Annotated in this window: 16 protein-coding genes; 9 read left to right on the top strand and 7 right to left on the bottom strand. The window is 67.8% G+C overall.

Annotated elements, in window-relative coordinates; all coding sequences use genetic code 11:
• Nucleotides 1-11: 11 nt before the first annotated feature.
• The 4 genes from NBY65_RS10295 to NBY65_RS10280 are packed head-to-tail and all read right to left on the bottom strand — an operon-like array spanning nucleotide 12 to nucleotide 4,591.
• On the bottom strand, nucleotides 12-956 hold the full coding sequence (locus NBY65_RS10295; protein WP_150043582.1) for an ABC transporter permease: 945 nt from the start codon (nucleotides 954-956) through the stop codon (nucleotides 12-14).
• On the bottom strand, nucleotides 949-2,010 hold the full coding sequence (locus NBY65_RS10290; RefSeq protein ID WP_239003008.1) for an ABC transporter permease: 1,062 nt from the start codon (nucleotides 2,008-2,010) through the stop codon (nucleotides 949-951). Before NBY65_RS10290 ends, NBY65_RS10295 begins: the two co-directional genes overlap by 8 nt.
• Nucleotides 2,007-3,572, bottom strand: a complete 1,566-nt coding sequence (locus tag NBY65_RS10285) for an ABC transporter ATP-binding protein (protein WP_203330643.1) — start codon at nucleotides 3,570-3,572, stop codon at nucleotides 2,007-2,009. Before NBY65_RS10285 ends, NBY65_RS10290 begins: the two co-directional genes overlap by 4 nt.
• A gap of 5 nt (nucleotides 3,573-3,577) precedes the next feature.
• Entirely contained in the window at nucleotides 3,578-4,591 is a 1,014-nt protein-coding gene (locus tag NBY65_RS10280) for a BMP family protein (RefSeq protein ID WP_150043584.1), read from the bottom strand.
• 199 nt (nucleotides 4,592-4,790) lie between these two features.
• On the opposite strand from NBY65_RS10280, the gene NBY65_RS10275 reads away from it, so the two are divergent.
• The 9 genes from NBY65_RS10275 to NBY65_RS10235 all read left to right on the top strand — a co-directional run bounded on the left by NBY65_RS10275 (nucleotide 4,791) and on the right by NBY65_RS10235 (nucleotide 13,332).
• Complete coding sequence (locus tag NBY65_RS10275) at nucleotides 4,791-6,077, top strand: amidohydrolase family protein (protein WP_150043586.1); 1,287 nt, start codon at nucleotides 4,791-4,793, stop codon at nucleotides 6,075-6,077.
• A 178-nt stretch (nucleotides 6,078-6,255) separates the two neighbouring features.
• Entirely contained in the window at nucleotides 6,256-6,468 is a 213-nt protein-coding gene (locus NBY65_RS10270; protein ID WP_150043588.1) for a dodecin, read from the top strand.
• 455 nt (nucleotides 6,469-6,923) lie between these two features.
• Nucleotides 6,924-8,774 (top strand): phosphoenolpyruvate carboxykinase (GTP), encoded by a 1,851-nt coding sequence (locus tag NBY65_RS10265; RefSeq protein WP_456313101.1) that lies wholly within the window; start codon nucleotides 6,924-6,926, stop codon nucleotides 8,772-8,774.
• Nucleotides 8,775-9,047: 273 nt separating this feature from the next.
• Entirely contained in the window at nucleotides 9,048-9,452 is a 405-nt protein-coding gene (gene mce, locus NBY65_RS10260; RefSeq protein WP_150043590.1) for a methylmalonyl-CoA epimerase, read from the top strand.
• A 61-nt stretch (nucleotides 9,453-9,513) separates the two neighbouring features.
• Entirely contained in the window at nucleotides 9,514-11,061 is a 1,548-nt protein-coding gene (locus NBY65_RS10255) for an acyl-CoA carboxylase subunit beta (protein ID WP_150043592.1), read from the top strand.
• Between the two features lie 25 nt (nucleotides 11,062-11,086).
• Nucleotides 11,087-11,428, top strand: coding sequence for a hypothetical protein (locus NBY65_RS10250; protein WP_150043594.1), 342 nt, complete (start codon nucleotides 11,087-11,089; stop codon nucleotides 11,426-11,428).
• A 127-nt stretch (nucleotides 11,429-11,555) separates the two neighbouring features.
• Nucleotides 11,556-11,966, top strand: a complete 411-nt coding sequence (locus NBY65_RS10245; RefSeq protein WP_150043596.1) for a biotin/lipoyl-containing protein — start codon at nucleotides 11,556-11,558, stop codon at nucleotides 11,964-11,966.
• 55 nt (nucleotides 11,967-12,021) lie between these two features.
• Nucleotides 12,022-12,180, top strand: a complete 159-nt coding sequence (locus NBY65_RS10240; RefSeq protein WP_203330644.1) for a hypothetical protein — start codon at nucleotides 12,022-12,024, stop codon at nucleotides 12,178-12,180.
• Nucleotides 12,181-12,201: 21 nt separating this feature from the next.
• Nucleotides 12,202-13,332, top strand: coding sequence for a sodium ion-translocating decarboxylase subunit beta (locus tag NBY65_RS10235; RefSeq protein WP_150043598.1), 1,131 nt, complete (start codon nucleotides 12,202-12,204; stop codon nucleotides 13,330-13,332).
• A gap of 158 nt (nucleotides 13,333-13,490) precedes the next feature.
• On the opposite strand, the gene meaB is transcribed toward NBY65_RS10235, so the two are convergent.
• Genes meaB through NBY65_RS10220 form a run of 3 tightly spaced genes read right to left on the bottom strand, consistent with a single transcriptional unit; the run spans nucleotide 13,491 to nucleotide 18,822 of the window.
• Nucleotides 13,491-14,507: a methylmalonyl Co-A mutase-associated GTPase MeaB gene (gene meaB / locus NBY65_RS10230; protein WP_239003264.1), complete on the bottom strand. Its 1,017-nt coding sequence runs from the start codon at nucleotides 14,505-14,507 to the stop codon at nucleotides 13,491-13,493.
• An 8-nt stretch (nucleotides 14,508-14,515) separates the two neighbouring features.
• Nucleotides 14,516-16,705, bottom strand: a complete 2,190-nt coding sequence (scpA, locus tag NBY65_RS10225; RefSeq protein WP_150045654.1) for a methylmalonyl-CoA mutase — start codon at nucleotides 16,703-16,705, stop codon at nucleotides 14,516-14,518.
• Nucleotides 16,705-18,822 (bottom strand): methylmalonyl-CoA mutase family protein, encoded by a 2,118-nt coding sequence (locus NBY65_RS10220; RefSeq protein WP_150045655.1) that lies wholly within the window; start codon nucleotides 18,820-18,822, stop codon nucleotides 16,705-16,707. Before NBY65_RS10220 ends, scpA begins: the two co-directional genes overlap by 1 nt.
• Nucleotides 18,823-18,955: the final 133 nt, after the last annotated feature.

The following is an 18,955-nucleotide window of genomic DNA, read 5'->3' as shown; positions in this document are numbered from 1 at the left end:
GCAGTTCCCGGCTATCTTTCTTCCTTGCGGAACGGGATCAGCAGGCTGGCCGGTGCGCGGGCATCGCGTGAGACCAGCGCCATCACCGCGATGGTCAGCACGAAGGGCAGCATGAGGAACACTTCGTAGGGCAGTTGCAGGATGTTGGCGGCCTGCAGCCGCAACTGCAGGGCTTCCAGCAGGGCGAACAGCAGGGCCCCCGCGGCGCTCCGCCAGGGCCGCCACTGGCCGAACACCACCAGGGCGATGCAGACCCAGCCGCGTCCGGACACCACGCCGAAGGTGAAGGAGCTGAACTGGGCCAGCGAGAGATAGGCGCCGCCGATGCCCATCAATGCGCCGGCCAGCACCACGGCCTGGGTACGCATCGCCGCCACGTTCACGCCGGCCGCGTCCGCCGCGCGAGGATTTTCGCCCACGGTGCGCAGGTTCAGGCCCCAGCGCGTGCGGAACAACACGAGCCCCGTCAGCGGCACGGCGAGCAATGCCAGATAGGTCAAAGCGGTCTGTTGGAACAAAGCCGGGCCAAGCCAGGGCAGTGATGCCAGTCCCGGTACCGGCAGTGGCGCGAACGGAACTACCGCAGGGGGAACAGCGGGTTGTCCAAATACCAAACGGTAGAAGAAGAACGCGAGTCCGGTCGCGAGCAGGGTCACGCCGATGCCGCAGACGTGCTGGCTGACCCCCAGGCCCACGGTGAAGCTCGCCAGCAGGGCGCCGCAGGCGGCGCCGGCGAGGGCGGCGGCCAGGATGCCCAGCCACAGGCTGCCGCTGGCATGGGCGGCGGTGAAGCCGACCATGGCGCCGAGCAGCATGGTGCCTTCGATGCCCAGGTTGAGCACGCCGGCGCGTTCGCTGAACAGCTCGCCGAGGGTGGCAAACAGCAGTGGCGTGGCGATGCGCAGCAGGGCCGCGACGAAGCCGGCTTCCAGGAAGGGTTGCAGCAGGTCAGGCATGATCGCGTCCCACTCGCAGGCGATAGGTCGCGAACAGCCGGATGCCGACCATGGCCAGCAGGGCGACGCCCTGGATGACCTGGGCCAGGTACACGGGCACCCCGGTGGCGCGCGACATCGATTCCGCCCCGGTCAGCACCATCGCGAAGAACAGCGCCGCCGGCACCACGCCGAGCGGATTCAGCTCGGCCAGCATGGCGACGACGATGCCGGCATAGCCGTAGCCCGGCGAGATGTCGGAGATGACCAGGAAATGCACTCCGCCCACCTCGCCCGCCCCGGCCAGGCCGGCGAGTGCGCCGGAGATCGCCGCGGCGGTGACAAGCACGCGGTCGACGCGGATGCCGGCGTAGCGTGCCGCCGGGGCCCCTGCCCCCACGGCCCGGATGGCAAAGCCGAGCGTGGTGCGCGCGATCAGGGCCCAGGTCAGCACCGCCGCGACCAGCGCGACCACCACGCCGAGATGCAGGTCGCTGCCGCCGAGCATCGGGAATTCCGCTTCCGGCCGGATCGGCGCGGAGCTGGGGAAGCCGCCATGCGGATCCTTCCAGGCTCCTTCCAGCAACGCCATCAGCGCGTAAAGCGTGATGGAATTGAGCAGCAGCGTGGTGACCACATCGTCCACCCGCAGCCGCACCCGCAACAAGGCGGGCAGCAGGGCGATAGCGGCGCCCCCCGCGGCCCCGGCCGCCAGCATCAGGGGAACCAGCGCCACGTCCGGCAGGATCATGCGCTGGCCGACGAACCCGGCGGCGACCGCACCGGCGAGCAGTTGCCCTTCGGCGCCGATGTTCCAGAACTTCGCGCGGAAGGCCACCGTGACCGCAAGTCCGGTGAGCACCAGCGGTGCCGTCTTGATCAGCGTCTGCTGCAGGTCGAAGCTGCTGCGCACCGGGCCAAGGAACAACTCGGCATAGGCATCCAGCACATCGGCCCCCGCCAGGCGCACCAGCGCCGCGCACAGGAGCAGGGTGACGAGGACAGCCGCCAATGGCAGCACCAGTTGCAGCCAGAGGGGCGTGGTCTCGCGGCGTTCCAGGCGCAGGTGCATCATGCCGCCTCGGCCACGCCGGCCATCAGCAGGCCGATGCGCTCGACGCTCGCCTCGGCCACGGGCAGGTCGGCGACGATGCGGCCGGCGAACATCACCGCGATGCGGTCGGAAAGCGCGAACAATTCTTCCAGGTCCTCGCTGATCAGCAGCACCCCGCCACCCGCGCGGCGCAGGTCGAGAAAGCAGCGGTGCACGCGCTCGGCGGCCCCGATATCGATGCCGCGCGTCGGCTGCGCCACCAGCAGCAGGCGCGGATTCCAGGCAAGCTCGCGTGCCAGCAGCGCCTTTTGCAGATTGCCGCCAGAAAGCGTGCCACTGCGCGCCTGCGGCCCGCTGGTGCGGATATCGAAGCGGAAGATCTGCTCCTGGGCGAAACGCCGCATGGCGGCGCGGTCGAGCAGGCCGAAGCGGCTGAACGGCTTCTGGCCGAAGCGTGGCAGCGCCATGCTCTCGGCCAGTGACAGGCTGGGGATCATGCCGGTGACCAGCCGGTCCTCCGGCACGCGACCGATCCCCCGTGCCTGCATCTCCCTGGGATCGGGACGCGGCACGGGGACCCCTTCCACCAGCACGCGGCCCCGTTCCGGCGACAGCACGCCGGCAACAAGGTCCGCGAGTTCCCGCTGGCCGTTGCCGGCGACCCCGGCGATGCCGACGATCTCATGCGCGCGCACTGTCAGCGAAACCTCGTGCAGCGCACTGCGGCCCCGGCGGGCGGAGACGGTCTCGATCTGCAGCAGGGGACGGCCTGGCGCGAGCGCCTCGCGCACCGGCGGCGCCAGTTCCCGCCCGCACATCATGCGCGCCAGACCGGCCCTTGACAGCGTGCCGTCGTTGTCGCACGCCGCCACCACGCGGCCATGGCGCAGCACGGTGATGCGCGAGGTGAGATCAAGCACTTCGCCAAGTTTGTGGCTGATGAAGATCACGCCGAGCCCACGCGCCGCCATCGCCCGCAAGGCGGCGAACAGGCCACGGCTTTCCTCGGGCGTCAGCGTGGCGGTGGGCTCGTCCAGCACCAGCACGCGCGCGCCACGCACCAGGCTCTTGGCGATCTCGACCCGCTGCTGCTCACCCACCGACAGGTCACCGACCAGCGCATCCGGGGCGAGCATGAGACGGAAGTCACGGCCGATTGCTTCCAGCCGCGCCAGCGCGGTGGCGCGGTCGAGGCCACGGCCGACCAGCAGATTTTCCAGCACGGTGTGTCGCGGCACGAGCTGGAAATGCTGGTGCACCATGCCGATGCCAAGCCGCAGCGCATCCGCGGAACTGGCGACGCGCACGGGACGACCATCCACCTCGATCGATCCCGCATCGGCCGCATAGGTGCCGAACAGGATGTTCATCAACGTGGTCTTGCCGGCACCGTTCTCGCCCAGCAAACCCAGGATCTCGCCGGCATGGACCGTGAGATCGATCCCGGCGCAGGCCTGCACCGTGCCGAAACGCTTGGAAATCCCGCGCATGGCGACCAGCGCGCCGGGGCGCTGCCCCGGACCCCGGCAGGGGCTCTGCCCCTGCACCTCGCCAAGGGCCGGAGGCCCTTGGATCCCGGACATGAATGCTACTCGGATTTCGGCGTGGTCTCGATCACCGGTACGCGGAACGTGCCGTCGATGATCTCGGCCTGCTTCTGCGCCACCAGCTTGCGCACATCGGCGGGCAGCTTCTGCTCCCAGGCATGGAACGGGGCCAGCTTCGCGCCACCCTTGGCCATGAAGGAGAAACTGCCGAGATCCTGCGCGGTGAACACACCGGCCTTCACCATCTTCACCACCGCGTCGATCGTCGGCCACATATCCCAGACCGGGCCGGTGATGACCGTGTCCGGCGCCAGCGCCGATTGGTCGGACATGTTGGAGATGGCCAGGATGTTTCGTTCCTTTGCCGCCTCGATGACGCCGAAGCGCTCGGCGAAGATCACGTCCACCCCGGCCTCGATCTGCGCGACCGCGGCTTCCTTTGCCTTGGGGGGATCGAAGAACGAACCGATGAAGGTGACCTTGCACTTCACGTCCGGACGGGCATCACGGGCGCCGAGATTGAAGGCATTCACCAGCCGGGCGACCTCCGGGATGTCCATGGCGGCGACCGAGCCGACCACGCCCGACTTCGTCATCTTGCCGGCGATCATGCCGCTGAGATAGGCGGGCTCGTGAATCCAGTTGTCGAATACGCTGAAATTCGGATTGACCGGGCCCTGGCCGGAGCCGAAGGCAAAGGCTACCTTGGGATAGGATCGCGCGACGCGGCGGGCGATGGTTTCGGCGGCGAAGGCGTCACCCACCACCAGGGCACAGCCCTTCTCGGCATATTCGCGCATCACCCGGCCGAAATCGGCGGCGGCGACGTGCTCGGACCATTGATAGGCGATGCCGTGCACCTTCTGCGCCTGCACCAGGGCGACATGGATCTGGTGGTCCCACGGCTCCTCGATCGGGGTGGAGAAGATGGCGCCCACCTTCAGCGGTGCCGCGGCATGCCCGCGCGCCGGCAGGGCCCCGAGCAGGGTGGCAGCGCCAAGCGTCAGCGCGCCGCGGCGGCCGAGGCCGGCGGGGGAATCGGTTCGAGTCGTCATTGATATGCCTTCACCCTGGGATGCGCCCGGTTTGGACCTGCGGGCAGCGAACGACACCCCGCGCAGGAAAACCCGCGGAGAGGCAAATATCGTGCCGAAGGCGGCGCGCTCGTGCTCACGGCCGCGCAGTCTGGCGGATGGGCGAGCCGGGGCCAAGCCGTCATAATCATGACCAGATCGCCCGAGCGCGGAGGCCCTGATGAGCTTCGACCTGATCATCCATGACGCCTGCCTGCCGGATGGGCAGCGTGGCGTGGACATCGCCTGCGCCCAGGGCAGGATCCAGGCCGTCGCCCCCGGCATCACCGCCGCCGCCGGGCGGGTGATCGATGCCGGCGGGCGACTGGTCTCGCCGCCTTTCGTGGATGCTCATTTCCATCTCGATTCGACCCTTTCGCTCGGGCTGCCGCGGCTGAACCAGTCCGGCACCTTGCTGGAGGGGATCGCGCTGTGGGGGGAACTGAAGCCGACCCTGACCCGGGAGGCAGTGGTGGAACGCGCCCTGCGCTACTGTGACCTGGCGGTGGCGCAGGGGCTGCTGGCGATTCGCAGCCATGTGGATGTCTGCGACCCACGCCTGCTCGCGGTCGAGGCCCTGCTGGAGGTGCGCGAGTGCGTCCGGCCCTGGATCGACCTGCAACTGGTCGCCTTTCCGCAGGACGGCTATCTACGCGCACCCGGGGCCGCGGCCAACCTGGAGCGGGCGCTCGACATGGGCGTGGACGTGGTTGGCGGCATCCCGCATTTCGAGCGGACCATGGCCGATGGCGCGGAGTCGGTGCGCGCGCTCTGTGCCATCGCCGCACGCCGTGGCCTGATGGTGGACATGCATTGCGACGAGAGCGATGACCCGCACTCGCGCCACATCGAGACCCTGGCCGCCGAGACGCAGCGCCTGGGCCTGGCGGGCCGCGTGGCCGGGTCGCATCTGACCTCGATGCATTCGATGGACAATTACTACGTCTCGAAGCTGCTGCCGCTGATGGCGGAGGCCGGGGTCGCCGCGATCGCCAATCCGCTGATCAACATCACGCTGCAGGGGCGGCACGACACCTATCCCAAGCGGCGCGGCATGACGCGGGTGCCGGAGCTGCGTCAGGCGGGGGTCACGGTGGCGTTCGGTCATGACTGCGTGATGGATCCCTGGTACCCGCTCGGCGGCGCGGACATGCTGGACGTGGCGCATATGGGGCTGCACGTGGGCATGATGACCAGCCGCGAAGGCATGCGGTTTTGTTTTGATGCGGTGACGACCAATGCCGCGCGCATCCTCGGGCTGGCGGAGTATGGCCTGTCACCGGGGTGTCATGCCGACATGGTGCTGCTGGACGCGGCCGATCCGATCGAGGCGATCCGCCTGCGCGCCGCGCGGCTTGCCGTGGTGCGACGCGGAACCGTCATTGCGGAATCGCCGCCGCGTCACACGCGGCTGCATCTGCCCGGCCGGCCGGCGGCGGTGGCGCAGGCCGGGTACGCCCCGCCCTGAGCGGTAGCAGCGGACCACTGGCCCCGACGCTGCGGTGCGACCCACGGGAACGTCATCCGGCCCGGGACGATGCCATCTCCCCGGCGCCGGACCCGACCGGTATCAAAAGGAGGTGCCACGACGCAGCCGCCGCCGGTGGCCGTGGTCGTGCACAGGTCGGGGACGGGAGGGGGCATTCATGACCGGACACGTCTACAAGATGATCGACCTCGTTGGCACCTCGCGTGAGAGCGTCTCGGACGCGATCCAGGTGGCCATTGCCAGGGCCGCCGAGACAGTTCGCAACATCCGCTGGTTCGAGGTGGTCCAGGTGCGGGGCGAGGTGGTGGACGGCAAGGTCGGCCATTACCAGGTGACGCTCAAGGTCGGCTTCACCCTCGAAGAGGCATAACCAAAGGTCGAGGCTGTGCCGGAGGGTCCTCACCGGCCCGGCCATGCCGGGCGGCGGTGCCTCAGGGGGCTTGTTCTCCGCCACCCATGCGTGGAACCATGACCGGGATCGCCATCCCGGGCGAGCGGGACGGTGCATGCGGCCTCCCTGCGGGGTCGTCTGTCCGATTGGGCCGGATTTCGAACGAATGCGGGTTCGCATCCGATCAAATGGCTGTATCCTGTCCGCTCGGCAGAAGGCATACTCCGGAGCAGGGAAGCGGTGCGGTCAGCGTCGCCGGCATGGCGATCCGAACTGATCGCAACGGGTCCAGACACCTCGGTTGCTGCTGTCCGTGGTTTCAGGGCATTTTCGAATGAATGCCATCGCGCCGGGGGGATGCCGGCCACTGATCAGGCGCCGTTCGCCTTCTCTCAACCCACGGCGATACCGGCGCGCCAATCGGGAAGGATCGCATGATGGATGCTATTGCAACCGCACCAGACACCATCACCAACAAGAAGCTGCTTGCCTGGGTCAACGAGATGGCCGCTCTCTGCAAGCCCGATACGGTTGTCTGGACCGACGGCTCGCAGGCGGAATACGACCGGCTTTGCGAGATGATGGTGAAGGCGGGCACCTTCATCCGGCTCAACCCGGAGAAGCGCCCGAATTCGTTCCTCGCGCGCTCTCATCCATCCGACGTCGGGCGGGTGGAGGACCGGACCTTCATCTGTTCGCTAAACCGGGAAGACGCCGGCCCGACCAATAACTGGGCACCGCCGGCAGAGATGCGTGCCACGTTGAACGGGCTGTTCGACGGCTGCATGCGCGGCCGCACCATGTATGTCATTCCGTTCAGCATGGGGCCGATCGGCTCACCCATTGCCAAGATCGGGGTGCAGATCACCGACAGCCCCTACGTCGTCGCCAACATGAAGATCATGACACGCATGGGCAAGGCGGTGCTCGATGCGCTTGGCGACGGCCCGTTCATCCCCTGCATGCATTCGGTGGGCGCGCCGCTCGCACCGGGCCAGGCCGACGTGCCCTGGCCCTGCGAGGCCGACATCAACCGCAAGTACATCGTCCATTTCCCCGAGACCTACGAGATCTGGTCCTATGGCTCGGGCTATGGCGGCAACGCCCTGCTTGGGAAGAAGTGCCTGGCCCTGCGCATCGCCTCGGTGATGGCCCGCCACGAGGGCTGGATGGCCGAGCACATGCTGATCATGGGCATCGAATCCCCGGAAGGCGAAAAGACCTATCTCGGTGCCGCCTTCCCCAGCGCCTGCGGCAAGACCAACCTCGCCATGCTGGTGCCGCCGGCCGCGCTGACCGGCTGGAAGGTCACCACGGTCGGCGACGACATCGCCTGGATCAAGAAAAGCGAAGACGGCCAGTTGCGGGCGATCAACCCCGAGGCCGGCTTCTTCGGCGTTGCCCCCGGCACCAACCTCAAGTCGAATCCCAACGCGGTGGCGAGCTTCGAGCGCAACGCGATCTTCACCAACACCGCCCTGACCGATGATGGCGATGTCTGGTGGGAGGGCATGACTGATGAGGTGCCGGCGCATCTGATCGACTGGACCGGCAAGGACTGGACGCCGCAAAGCGGCCGCCCGGCGGCGCATCCAAACGCGCGCTTCACTGCCCCGGCCAGCCAGTGCCCGAGCCTTGATCCGGACTGGGAGAAGCCAGAAGGTGTGCCGATCCGCGCCTTCGTGTTCGGCGGGCGCATGAGCAAGAACATGCCGCTGGTGTTCCAGGCCTTCAACTGGGCGCATGGCGTCTATCTTGCCGCCACCATGGGATCGGAGGCGACGGCGGCGGCGATCGGCGTTACCTCGATGCGGCGCGACCCGATGGCGATGTTGCCGTTCTGTGGCTACAACATGGCCGATTATTTCAGTCACTGGCTGAACATCGGCCGGCGCGTGGCCAACCCGCCGCGGATCTTCCGGGTCAACTGGTTCCGCAAGGACGAGAACGGCAAGTTCCTGTGGCCGGGCTTCGGCGAGAACATGCGCGTGCTGAAGTGGATCGTCGACCGCGTGCACGGCCGTGGCTACGGCGTGGAGAGCCCGATCGGCTGGATGCCGCGCCGCGAAGATATCGACTGGCGTGGGTTGGATTACGATTCCGATACATTCTACGAGCTGATGGCGGTCGGCCGCGAGGCCGGGACGCAGGAAGCACGCTCGCACGAGGAACTGTTCGACCGCTTCTTTGACCGGCTGCCCAAGGAATTCATCTTCGAGCGAGAGCTGCTGCGTTCGCGGCTGTGGCGCTCGGCGGATCGTTGGGAGCTGGCACACGAAGCCTGAGCCGCACAGCTCGGATCTGCCTGCAGGCAGGGTGAAACCAGGGACGGGTGGCTTGCCACCCGTCCTTCGGCGTCGCCGATGTGTCACGGGGAATCGGACTCGTGATTTTTCGTACCCTTCAACGGATCCCGGCACTGTTGAGCAATCGACCGTGATGAGGGACACTGTGCGTCATGGAAGACGCAGGATGCCGGCGAAAGGGCAAAGAGTGACGGGGACCTTGCGTCCATACCGCCATGCTCGTCCGGCAAGACGAAACACAGGAGGGCGTCCATGCTTGGCAGGCTGAACCATGTCGCGATCGCCGTGCCCGATCTCGAGGCGGCGGCCCGGACCTATCGCGAGAAGCTCGGTGCCACGGTGTCCGACCCGCTGCCGCAGCCCGCGCACGGTGTCACCGTGGTCTTCGTCGATGTCGACAACACCCGCATCGAGCTGATCAACCCGCTGGGCGAGCGCTCGCCGATCGCGGCCTTTCTTGAAAAGAATCCCTCGGGCGGCATCCATCACATGTGTTTCGAGGTGGACGATATCCTGGTCGCCCGCGACCAGTTGAAATCCGTCGGATTGCGGGTGCTGGGCGACGGCGAGCCGAAGATCGGCGCGCATGACAAGCCGGTCCTGTTCCTGCATCCAAAGGATCTCAACGGCACGCTGGTGGAGCTGCAGCAGGCCTGACGCAACGATGCGGGCACCGCCGCGAGGGCGGTGCCTGGCGATGCAACGACGGGTGGAAAGAATGACGCTGTCTGCCAAGCTTTTGGAAGAACTGCGCGAGCGCAGCGCCAGGATCGCCACTGCTGGCGGCGAGGACAAGGCCAAGGCCCGCCACGAGCTGGGGCAACTCACCGCCCGCGAGCGGCTGAATGGGCTGTTCCAGGAGGGCACCTTCCAGGAAATCGGCATGCATATTCGCGCCAACCCGCAGGGTGGCGTGACCAAGGACTTCCCGGCCGATGGCGTGGTGGCCGGCACCGGCTATGTCGATGGTCGGCCGGTCGCTTCCTTCAGCCAGGATTTCATGGTGGCCGCCGGCACGCTCGGGAAGATGCATGCCGCCAAGATCGTGCGGGCCATGCAGCTTGCCGGCCGCGCCGGGATGCCGGTGGTGGCGTTCAACGACTCCGGCGGGGCGCGCATCCAGGAAGCGGTGGACGCGCTCTCGGGCTATGGCGAGGTGTTCTTCCAGAACGTCCTGCTCTCGGGCGTGGTGCCGCAGATCGCGGTGGTCTGCGGGCCCTGCGCGGGGGGCGCGGCCTATTCGCCGGCGCTGATGGACTTCGTCGTCATGACCCGCAACAACGCCCGCATGTTCATCACCGGCCCGGAGGTGATCAAGGCGGTGACCGGGCGAACGGTGACGATGGACGAGGTCGGCGGCGCGGCGATGCATGCCGCGGTCAGCGGCAACGTGCATTTCCTCGCCGAGGACGATGCCCATGCCGTTTCCCTGGTGCGTCGGCTGCTCAGCTACCTGCCGTCCAACAACGCCGAGGATCCGCCGCACCGGCCGAGCCTGGACATCGACGAGACACCCGACCTCGCCATCCACGACCTGATCCCCGATGACCCGACGCTGCCGATGGATGTGCGGCCGGTGATCGCGAGGCTGGTCGATGACGGCGAGCTGCTGGAAGTGCATGCCGACTTCGCCGGCAACCTGATCGTCGGCTTCGCCCGCATCGGCGGCTTCGTGGTGGGGCTGATCGCCAACCAGTCGCTGGTGAAGGCGGGCGCGCTGGACATCGACGCCGCCGACAAGGGGGCCCGCTTCATCCGCTTCTGCAACGCCTTCAACATCCCGCTGGTCACGCTGGTCGACGTGCCCGGCTTCCTGCCGGGCGTGGAGCAGGAGCGCGGCGGCATCATCCGCCATGGCGCCAAGATGCTGTTCGCCTATGCCTCGGCGACGGTGCCGAAGGTCACGGTGATCCTGCGCAAGGCCTATGGCGGGTCCTATCTTGCCATGTGCAGCCAGGAAATGGGGGCGGATTTCGTCTATGCCTGGCCGACCGCCGAGATCGCGGTGATGGGGGCCGAAGGCGCGGTCAACGTGCTCTACAGCAAGGAACTGAAGGCCGCCGAGGATCGTCGCGCCAAGGCCGCCGAGCTGGCCGCTGCCTATCGCGCCGAATTCGCGACACCCTATCTGTCCGCCGGCCACGGCTACATCACCGATGTGATCGATCCGGCGGCGACCCGCTGGACGGTGGTGCTGTCGCTGCGCAAGGCCGCGACCAAGCGAGAGACCCGGCCGCCCAAGAAGCACGGCAACATCCCGCTGTAGCGCGCAGGGCAAGGAGGTTTCCCCCATGTATGAGCCCCTCTTCCGCGGCCAGATCGGTGACTGGCTGGCCGTCATCGGGCTGCTGAGCTGCTTCTACTGGGGATGGCGCCTGCTCGTGGCGCTGATCCGCTACGCGCAGGACTCGCCGACCGACACCCGCGCCCCCACGACCGAGCTGGTCTCGGCGCGGGCCGCGGTGGCGGCGACCTCCCCGCCCGGGCTTGCCGAGGATCTGCCGGTGATCGCAGCCGCGGTCGCTGCCATGTTCGACAGCCATCGCATCGTGCATATCGAGGACACTGCCCGTGGGCAGGTCTGGTCCTCGCAGGGACGGTGGCTGCACCAGACATCCCATCGCCCCCACTGAGCCGGCCGGCGCGGAACCAGGACGAAACGCTCATGCCATCGCCAACCCGCCGCCCGGCCCTGAATGAAGATGCAAGCCCGCAGCGGTTTGCGTCGCCAGACGCCTGAACCCGGAAAATCGAGGAGCCATGCAGAGGACTTTTCGGATCACCGTCGATGGCCGCAGCTACAATGTCGTCGTCGAGGATCTCACCGCACCGGCCCAGCCGGGCGCGCCGCAGCCGGCTTCAGCCCCTGCTGCATCCGTCGTTCCCGCCGCCGCTCCGTCGGCGGCAGCCCCAGCCCCGGCTGCGGCGTCCCCGGTGGCCGTGCTGGAGGGCGGCGGCGCCGGTGCCGAGGTCGCACCCCTGGCCGGCGTCGTGGTCGCCATCGACGCGCATGTCGGGCAGGCGGTGAAGCCGGGTGACCGGATCGCCACCATCGAGGCGATGAAGATGAAAACCTTTGTGCTCGCCAAGAATTCGGGCACGGTCACCACCATTGCCGTCAAGCCGAATGACAGCGTCGAAACCGGCCAGGTGCTGATGACGCTGGGCTGACACCGAAGACCATGCAAGCCGGCGCCCCAGCCCGGGTCGGCCACAGGAGGCTCGAATGATCGTTCCGGATTCGCTGCAAGGTGCCATCATCCTGAGCGTGATCGATTTCTTCCTCAGCATCGTCATGATCGGCGGCATCGGTGTGGTGCTCGCGCTGCTGCCGCTGCTCAACCGGGTCGTCCGGCTCGATGACGACAGCCTCCGCCATCACTGAGCCGAAAGGAGGTTGACCGTCATGTTCAGCCAGTTCGAGGCCTTCTTCGCGGCGCTCGCGGCCCAGACCGGCCTTGCCCATTTCTGGTGGGGCAACCTGGTGATGATCGCCGTTGGCATCACCATGATCGGGCTGGCGATCATCAAGAAATACGAGCCGCTGCTGCTCGTCGGCATCGGCTTCTCCTGCGTCGTCTCCAATGTCCCGGGGTCCGACCTGATCCTGGAAGGAGGGCTGTTCCACTACGCCTACAAGGGCGTGGAACTGCTGATCCTGCCGCCGCTGATCTTCTTCGGCGTCGGCGCGATGACCGATTTCGGGCCGATGATCGCCAACCCGAAGCTGGTGGTGTTGGGCGCGGCCGCGCATCTGGGCATCTTCGTCGCCTTGATTTTCGCCAAGGTGATGGGCTTCACCATCAACGAGGCCGGTGCGATCGGCATCATCGGCGGTGCCGACGGGCCGATGGCGATCTTCATGGCAGTGAAGCTGGCGCCGCATCTGCTGCCGCAGATCTCGGTCGCCGCCTATTCCTACATGGCGCTGATGCCGCTGATCCAGCCGCCGGTGATGAGGCTGCTGACCAGCAAGCGCGAGCGCATGATCCGCATGCCGCAGATGCGCCCGGTCTCGCGCATCGAGCGGATCGCCTTCCCCGTCGTCATCGCCATCATCGTCAACCTGTTCCTGCCGCCGGTGGCGCCGCTGATCACCATGCTGATGCTGGGCAACCTGTTCCGCGAGGTGCTGGTGACGGAACGCCTGGCGCGGACCGCCGCGAATGGCGTGATGAACGTGGTGATCGTGATCCTGACGGTGGCAATCGGCTCCACCATGGCGGCCGACCGCTTCCTGACCGTGCAGACCATCATGATCGTGTTCCTGGGGCTGGTGGCCTTCGTCTTCGGCACCGCTTCCGGCGTGCTGGGCGCGAAGGTCATGAACCTGTTCCTCAAGGAGCCGATCAACCCACTGCTCGGTTCGGCCGGCATCGCTTCTGTGCCGATCGCGGCGCGCGTGACGCATGTGGTGGCGCTGAAGGACGATCCGGAAAACTTCCTGATCTATCATGCGATGGGGCCGAATCTGGCCGGCGTGTTCGGCACGGCCCTGTCGGGCGGGATCATGCTGGCGCTGCTGATGCCGTCGTAAGATCCGGGGCGCTGCCCCGGCCCCGGCAGGAGGCTCCGCCTCCTGCACTTCCACCAAGGGCTTCGCCCTTGGAACCCGATTTTCTGTGCCGCGCAGCGCTAGTGGGGTGCAGGGGCCTTGTGGCCCCTGCTGGGTCCAGGGCAAAGCCCTGGCCTTGCTTACTTCAGAGACGGCAACCCAAGTGCCCCCAGGATCATATCGGCCCCGCTCATCGGCGAGAGCGTGCCGGCCCGCACTTCGATTTCGACCTCGGCCGCGGTTCGTCCGATCATGTCGCCGGCCCGCAGCATGGTGCGGATATGCTGGTCGACCAGTGACCACATCCACACCGTGTTCTGCCGGGCGCGGCGGGCCGCCAACGACCCGGAGCGTTCGCGTTCGGCCTGACGGTCGCTGATGGCCTGCCAGATTTCTGCGAGTCCGGTGCCTTCCAGGGCGCTGCAGGTGGTCACCACTGGTTCCGGCTCCCCAGGCTCGCACAGCAGGTGCATGGCGAAGCTGTACTGGGTTGCCGCCCGCCGGGCCGCGGTGACGTTGCTGCCATCGGCCTTGGTGATGGCGATCATGTCGGCCAGTTCCAGCAGGCCGCGCTTGATGCCCTGCAATTCGTCGCCGGCACCGGCCAGCATCAGCACCAGCAGGAAATCCGTCATGTCGGCGACCGAGACCTCGGACTGGCCGACGCCGACGGTCTCGATCAGCACCACGTCGTAGCCGGCCGCCTCGCACAGCAGCATGGTCTCGCGCGTGGTCCGGGCGATGCCGCCGAGCACCAGCCCGCTCGGCGAGGGGCGGATGAAGGCGTTGGGATCGGCGCTCAGCCGCGTCATGCGGGTCTTGTCGCCGAGCAGGCTGCCGCCGGAGCGGGTGGAGGACGGATCGATCGACAGCACCGCGACGCGATGGCCGCGCGCGGTGAGCCAACTGCCGAGCGCCTCGATCAGGGCGCTCTTGCCCGCGCCGGGCACCCCGGTCAGGCCGACGCGGATGGCGCGGCCGGTGTGCGGCAGCAACCGGTTGATCAATTCGGCGGCCATCGCCTGATGCTCGGGCCGGCGTGATTCCACCAGGGTGATGGCGCGGGCGAGCATGCCGCGGTTGCGGGCGAGCAGTCCCGCGGCGTACTCGTCGACCCCTGGCCCACGCCGGGGCGCCGGCTCGGTCATCGCGGACATGCGCGCTGTCAGTCCGCCGCCGCCCGCCGGTCCAGCATGTCCAGCAGGGCCCCGGCGGAGTCGGCGATCACCGAACCGGGCCCGAAGATCGCGTCGATGCCGTTGCGCCGCAGCTCGTCGTAGTCCTGCGGCGGGATCACGCCGCCGGCCACCACCAGGATATGCGGCGCGCCGAGGGCGACCAAAGCGCGCTTGAGCGCCGGGATCAGCGTCAGGTGCCCGGCCGCCAGCGAGCTCGCGCCGACGATGTGCACGTCGTTGTCCACCGCTGCCTGCGCGGCTTCCTCGGGGGTCTGGAACAGCGGGCCGATATCCACATCGAAGCCCAGATCGGCGAAGGCCGAGGCGACCACCTGCTGGCCGCGGTCATGCCCATCCTGGCCGAGCTTGGCGACCAGGATGCGCGGGCGTCGTCCCTCGGCCTCCAGGAAGGCGTCGACCCTTTCGCGGATGCGCTGCACGATGGTGATGCCTTCTCCCATCTGGCGGGCGTAGACGCCGGTGGCGAGCTGGGGCTGCGGCTGGAAGCGGCCATAGACCTTTTCCAGTGCGTCGCTGATCTCGCCGACGCTGGCCTTCAGCCGGGCCGCCTCGATCGACAGCGCGAGCAGGTTGCCCTCGCCGCTGCGGGCGCTGGCGGTCAGCGCCTCCAGCGCCGCGGTCACCGCGTTTTGGTCGCGCGACGCCCGCAGTTCCTGCAGCCGGCGGATCTGCGCCTCGCGCACCGCGGTGTTGTCGATCTTCAGCACGTTGATCGGATCGTCATGCGTGGGCCGGTAGCGGTTGAGCCCGACGATGGTTTGCTGGCCGCTGTCGATCAGCGCCTGGGTGCGGGCCGCGGCGTCGGCGATGCGCATCTTCGGCAGCCCGGCCTCAATGGCCTTGGTCATGCCGCCATGCTCCTCGCATTCGACGATATGGCTCCAGGCCTTCTGGGCGAGCTCGTTGGTCAGCCATTCGACGTAGTAGCTGCCGCCCCAGGGATCGATCACCAGGTCGGTGTCGGTTTCCTCCTGCAGGAAAAGCTGGGTGTTGCGGGCGATGTTGGCGGAGAATTCGGTCGGCAGGCCGAGCGCCTCGTCCAGCGAATTGGAATGCAGGCTTTGCGTCTGGCCCTGGGTCGCCGCCATGGCCTCGACGCAGGTGCGCACGACGTTGTTGAATACGTCCTGCGCCGTCAGGCTCCAGCCGCTGGTCTGGCTGTGCGTGCGCAGCGACAGGCTCTTGGGGTTGTGCGGGTCGAACTGATTGACGATCTTCGCCCACAGCATGCGCGCGGCGCGCATCTTGGCGACTTCCATCATGACGTTCTTGCCGATCGACCAGAAGAACGACAGCCGCGGCGCGAACTCGTCCACCTTCAGTCCGGCGGCGATGCCGGTGCGCAGGTATTCCAGCCCGTCCGCGAGCGTGTAGCCGAGCTCAAGGTCGGCGGTCGCCCCAGCCTCCTGCATGTGATAGCCGGAGATGCTGATGCTGTTGAACGCCGGCATATGCTGGCTGGTGTAGCGGAAGATGTCGCCCACGATCTTCATGCTTGGCGTGGGCGGATAGATGAAGGTGTTGCGGACCATGAACTCCTTGAGGATGTCGTTCTGGATGGTCCCGGTCAGTTGCGCCTGCTTCACCCCCTGCTCTTCCGCGGCGACGACGTACATCGCCAGCACCGGCAGCACGGCGCCGTTCATTGTCATCGACACGCTGATCTGATCGAGCGGCAGGCCGTCGAACAGGATGCGCATGTCAAGGATGCTGTCGATGGCGACGCCGGCCATGCCGACATCGCCGGCCACGCGCGGGTTGTCGGAATCGTAGCCACGATGCGTCGGCAGGTCGAAGGCGATGCTCAGCCCCTTCTGCCCCGCCGCCATGTTGCGCTTGTAGAACGCGTTGGAGGCCTCGGCGGTGGAGAAGCCGGCATATTGCCGTACCGTCCAGGGGCGCGTGACGTACATCGACGCGTACGGGCCGCGCACGAAAGGCGGGAAGCCCGGATAGGTATGCAGATGCTCCAACCCGGCGATATCGGCGCCGGTATAGAGCGGCCGGATGGCGATGCCTTCTTCGGTGTTCCAGGCCAGTTCGGCCGGCGGCCGCCCGGCCTGCCGCGTGGCGGCCTCCTGCCAGGATTGCGGGGCGGTGGCCGCGGGACGGACGTCCGCCCAGGACTTGGTGGCGAAGTTCGGGATCCGGCTCATTACACCGCCTCCTCCGCGCGCAGCAGCGACCACAAGGTTTCCAGGACGTCGCAGCGAACAAAGATGAACCGGTCCACGCCGGCTTCCCGGTAGGCTGCTTCCGCCGCACCGGGATTGCCGGCCAGGATGACATGGCGCGCACCGGCCGCCTTCAGCTTCGGCGCCAGCTCGGGCACCACGGCCGGGTAACGCTTGTCGGTCGAGCAGATCACCGCGACCGTGGCACCGCTCTGCGCGAAGGCAGCAGCAGCCTGTTCCACATCCGTGGCGGCCTCGTGGCCGAGCACCTCGAAGCCGCCGCTCTCGAACAGGTTGCGGCTGAAGTTGCGGCGGGCCGTCTGCTCGGCGATGCTGCCGATGCCGGCGAGCCACACGCGCGGCGGATGGCCCTTGCGGGTCGCGAAAGCCTCGGCGGCGTCACGCAGGTCTTCGAAGGCTTCGTCGTAGGGATGCACGACCAGCGGCGACACATGGGCCGGCTCGCTGCCCGGCGGCACCAGCGCAGCGGCGATTTCGCCCAGGGTCGCACCGGCTTGGGCCGCCGCGATCGCGGCCGCGGTCCGTCCGTCCTGGGAGGCGGCGAGCGCGGCCAGCGCCGTACCCGATGCGTGCCCCGACCGCCACGCCGCCAGCTTCCGGGCCGTGGCGTCGCGCAGGGCGGCCCGGTCGATCACCTGTTGCGGCGTGCGCAATTCGTGGATGCTGGGATGCTCACTGATGCCGGTGATCGGCACCTTGCGGCTGGCGATGTCACGCTCGCGTTTCGTCTCGACGGCGGCGATGCGCTCTGCCACCCAGCCGTTGGCGATGGCTGCGATCATGCCGCCCTGCGCCTCGATCTGCTGGAACAGCGCCCAGGCCTGTTCAACGAAGGTTTGCGTATACCACTCGATGTACCAGGCCCCGCCGGCCGGATCGACGACATGGTTGAGGTGGCATTCCTCGGCCAGCACGATCTGCGTGTTGCGGGCGTTGCGCCGGCTTTGCTCTGTGCTGATGCCGGTCGGCGCGTCGAAGGGAATGGTGGTGATGGCCTCGGCGCTGGCGATCGCGCCGGCATAGGCGGCCACGGTGTTGCGCAGGATGTTGACGGACTGGCCGCGCGTGGTCAGCACGCGGCGCCCGGTCGCGACCCGCATCCGCATGGCCTGCGCGTCCGGGGTGCCTCCGGCGGCCGCCACCACCGCGGCCCACAGCACCCGTGCCGCCCGCAGCTTGGCAATTGCCTGGTAGAACCGGGCGCCGACACTGATGCTGAACTGGATCTGCCGGGCGGCCAGGCTCACGTCGAGCCCCGCATCGGTCAGCGCCCGCAGGTAGGCGACCCCGCTCCCGAGCAGGAATGCCAGGTCCTGCACCGAATTCGCGCCGGCATCATGATAAGGCGAGGTGTTCACCTCGACCGCGGTCATGCGCGGTGCGTTCGCCGCGGTCCACGAAGCAAGGTCGGCGGTGTCGGCGAGCGCCCGTTCCACCGGCACCGGCAGGCTGCCATCATGCATCAGCGTGCCGAGCGGATCGGCGTTGAAGCCGCCGAGCAGCCGGTCGGGCGTGACGCCGTTGGCCTGCGCCGTGGCGACATAGAGCGCCGCGGCCGGCAGGAAGGCCGCGCCCGCATGCAGCCATGCCCCGGCGACGTCGAGCCGGATCTTGTCCAGCACCTGCGCCAGATCGGCCGTGGTGGAGATCGCGACGCCATCCCGGCCGAACCACTGCCCGGCCTGCGGGGCGTCGGCATCGAGGCCGTGCCATGCGGCCGCATCCAGGCGCAGCGACACCGAAGTGCCGCCCCCCGCGAGATCATCAAGGATCTGCGCATTCGCCTGCGCCGGATCGGGATGATCGGGTTCCTGGCGGATGTCCCAGCCCTGCAGACGGTTGCCCAGGACCGAGGCCGCACGGGCGAAGGGCGGATGGCCCGGTACGCCGGACGGATCCTCGCGGGTCGGGAAGATGTCCTCGGTGTAGAGCGGCTGTAGCTCGATTCCCTCGTAGCCGCGCGAGATCATGCGTTTCTCGAAGGGAGCCCCTTTGAGATCGCCTTCCACGGCCTTGCGCCAGTCGGCGTAGCTGACCTCGGGGAAATCCGCGCCGAGTTGAAAATGCCTGGTAATCACCCCACCCCCCCTGATCGTCTCCGGTTGGGCGGGTGGTCCGGAATGGACGCACCCTGCCGGCGGGGGGAGTATAGGAAGGCCGGCGCGGCCTTCAAACACGTTTAGCGCGTCCCCTCGTCACCGGGGGGACGCC

The organism is Rhodovastum atsumiense (assembly GCF_937425535.1).
Lineage (GTDB): Bacteria > Pseudomonadota > Alphaproteobacteria > Acetobacterales > Acetobacteraceae > Rhodovastum > Rhodovastum atsumiense.
This window is presented reverse-complemented; position numbering and strand designations above follow the sequence as displayed.

Coding starts and splice junctions, on each gene's coding strand:
- NBY65_RS10275 (WP_150043586.1), top strand. CDS start 4,791: ATGAGCTTCGACCTGATCATCCATGACGCCTGCCTGCCGGATGGGCAG.
- mce (WP_150043590.1), top strand. CDS start 9,048: ATGCTTGGCAGGCTGAACCATGTCGCGATCGCCGTGCCCGATCTCGAG.
- NBY65_RS10270 (WP_150043588.1), top strand. CDS start 6,256: ATGACCGGACACGTCTACAAGATGATCGACCTCGTTGGCACCTCGCGT.
- NBY65_RS10245 (WP_150043596.1), top strand. CDS start 11,556: ATGCAGAGGACTTTTCGGATCACCGTCGATGGCCGCAGCTACAATGTC.
- NBY65_RS10240 (WP_203330644.1), top strand. CDS start 12,022: ATGATCGTTCCGGATTCGCTGCAAGGTGCCATCATCCTGAGCGTGATC.
- NBY65_RS10280 (WP_150043584.1), bottom strand. CDS start 4,591: ATGACGACTCGAACCGATTCCCCCGCCGGCCTCGGCCGCCGCGGCGCG.
- NBY65_RS10235 (WP_150043598.1), top strand. CDS start 12,202: ATGTTCAGCCAGTTCGAGGCCTTCTTCGCGGCGCTCGCGGCCCAGACC.
- meaB (WP_239003264.1), bottom strand. CDS start 14,507: ATGTCCGCGATGACCGAGCCGGCGCCCCGGCGTGGGCCAGGGGTCGAC.
- NBY65_RS10295 (WP_150043582.1), bottom strand. CDS start 956: ATGCCTGACCTGCTGCAACCCTTCCTGGAAGCCGGCTTCGTCGCGGCC.
- NBY65_RS10250 (WP_150043594.1), top strand. CDS start 11,087: ATGTATGAGCCCCTCTTCCGCGGCCAGATCGGTGACTGGCTGGCCGTC.
- scpA (WP_150045654.1), bottom strand. CDS start 16,705: ATGAGCCGGATCCCGAACTTCGCCACCAAGTCCTGGGCGGACGTCCGT.
- NBY65_RS10255 (WP_150043592.1), top strand. CDS start 9,514: ATGACGCTGTCTGCCAAGCTTTTGGAAGAACTGCGCGAGCGCAGCGCC.
- NBY65_RS10265 (WP_456313101.1), top strand. CDS start 6,924: ATGATGGATGCTATTGCAACCGCACCAGACACCATCACCAACAAGAAG.
- NBY65_RS10285 (WP_203330643.1), bottom strand. CDS start 3,572: ATGTCCGGGATCCAAGGGCCTCCGGCCCTTGGCGAGGTGCAGGGGCAG.
- NBY65_RS10290 (WP_239003008.1), bottom strand. CDS start 2,010: ATGATGCACCTGCGCCTGGAACGCCGCGAGACCACGCCCCTCTGGCTG.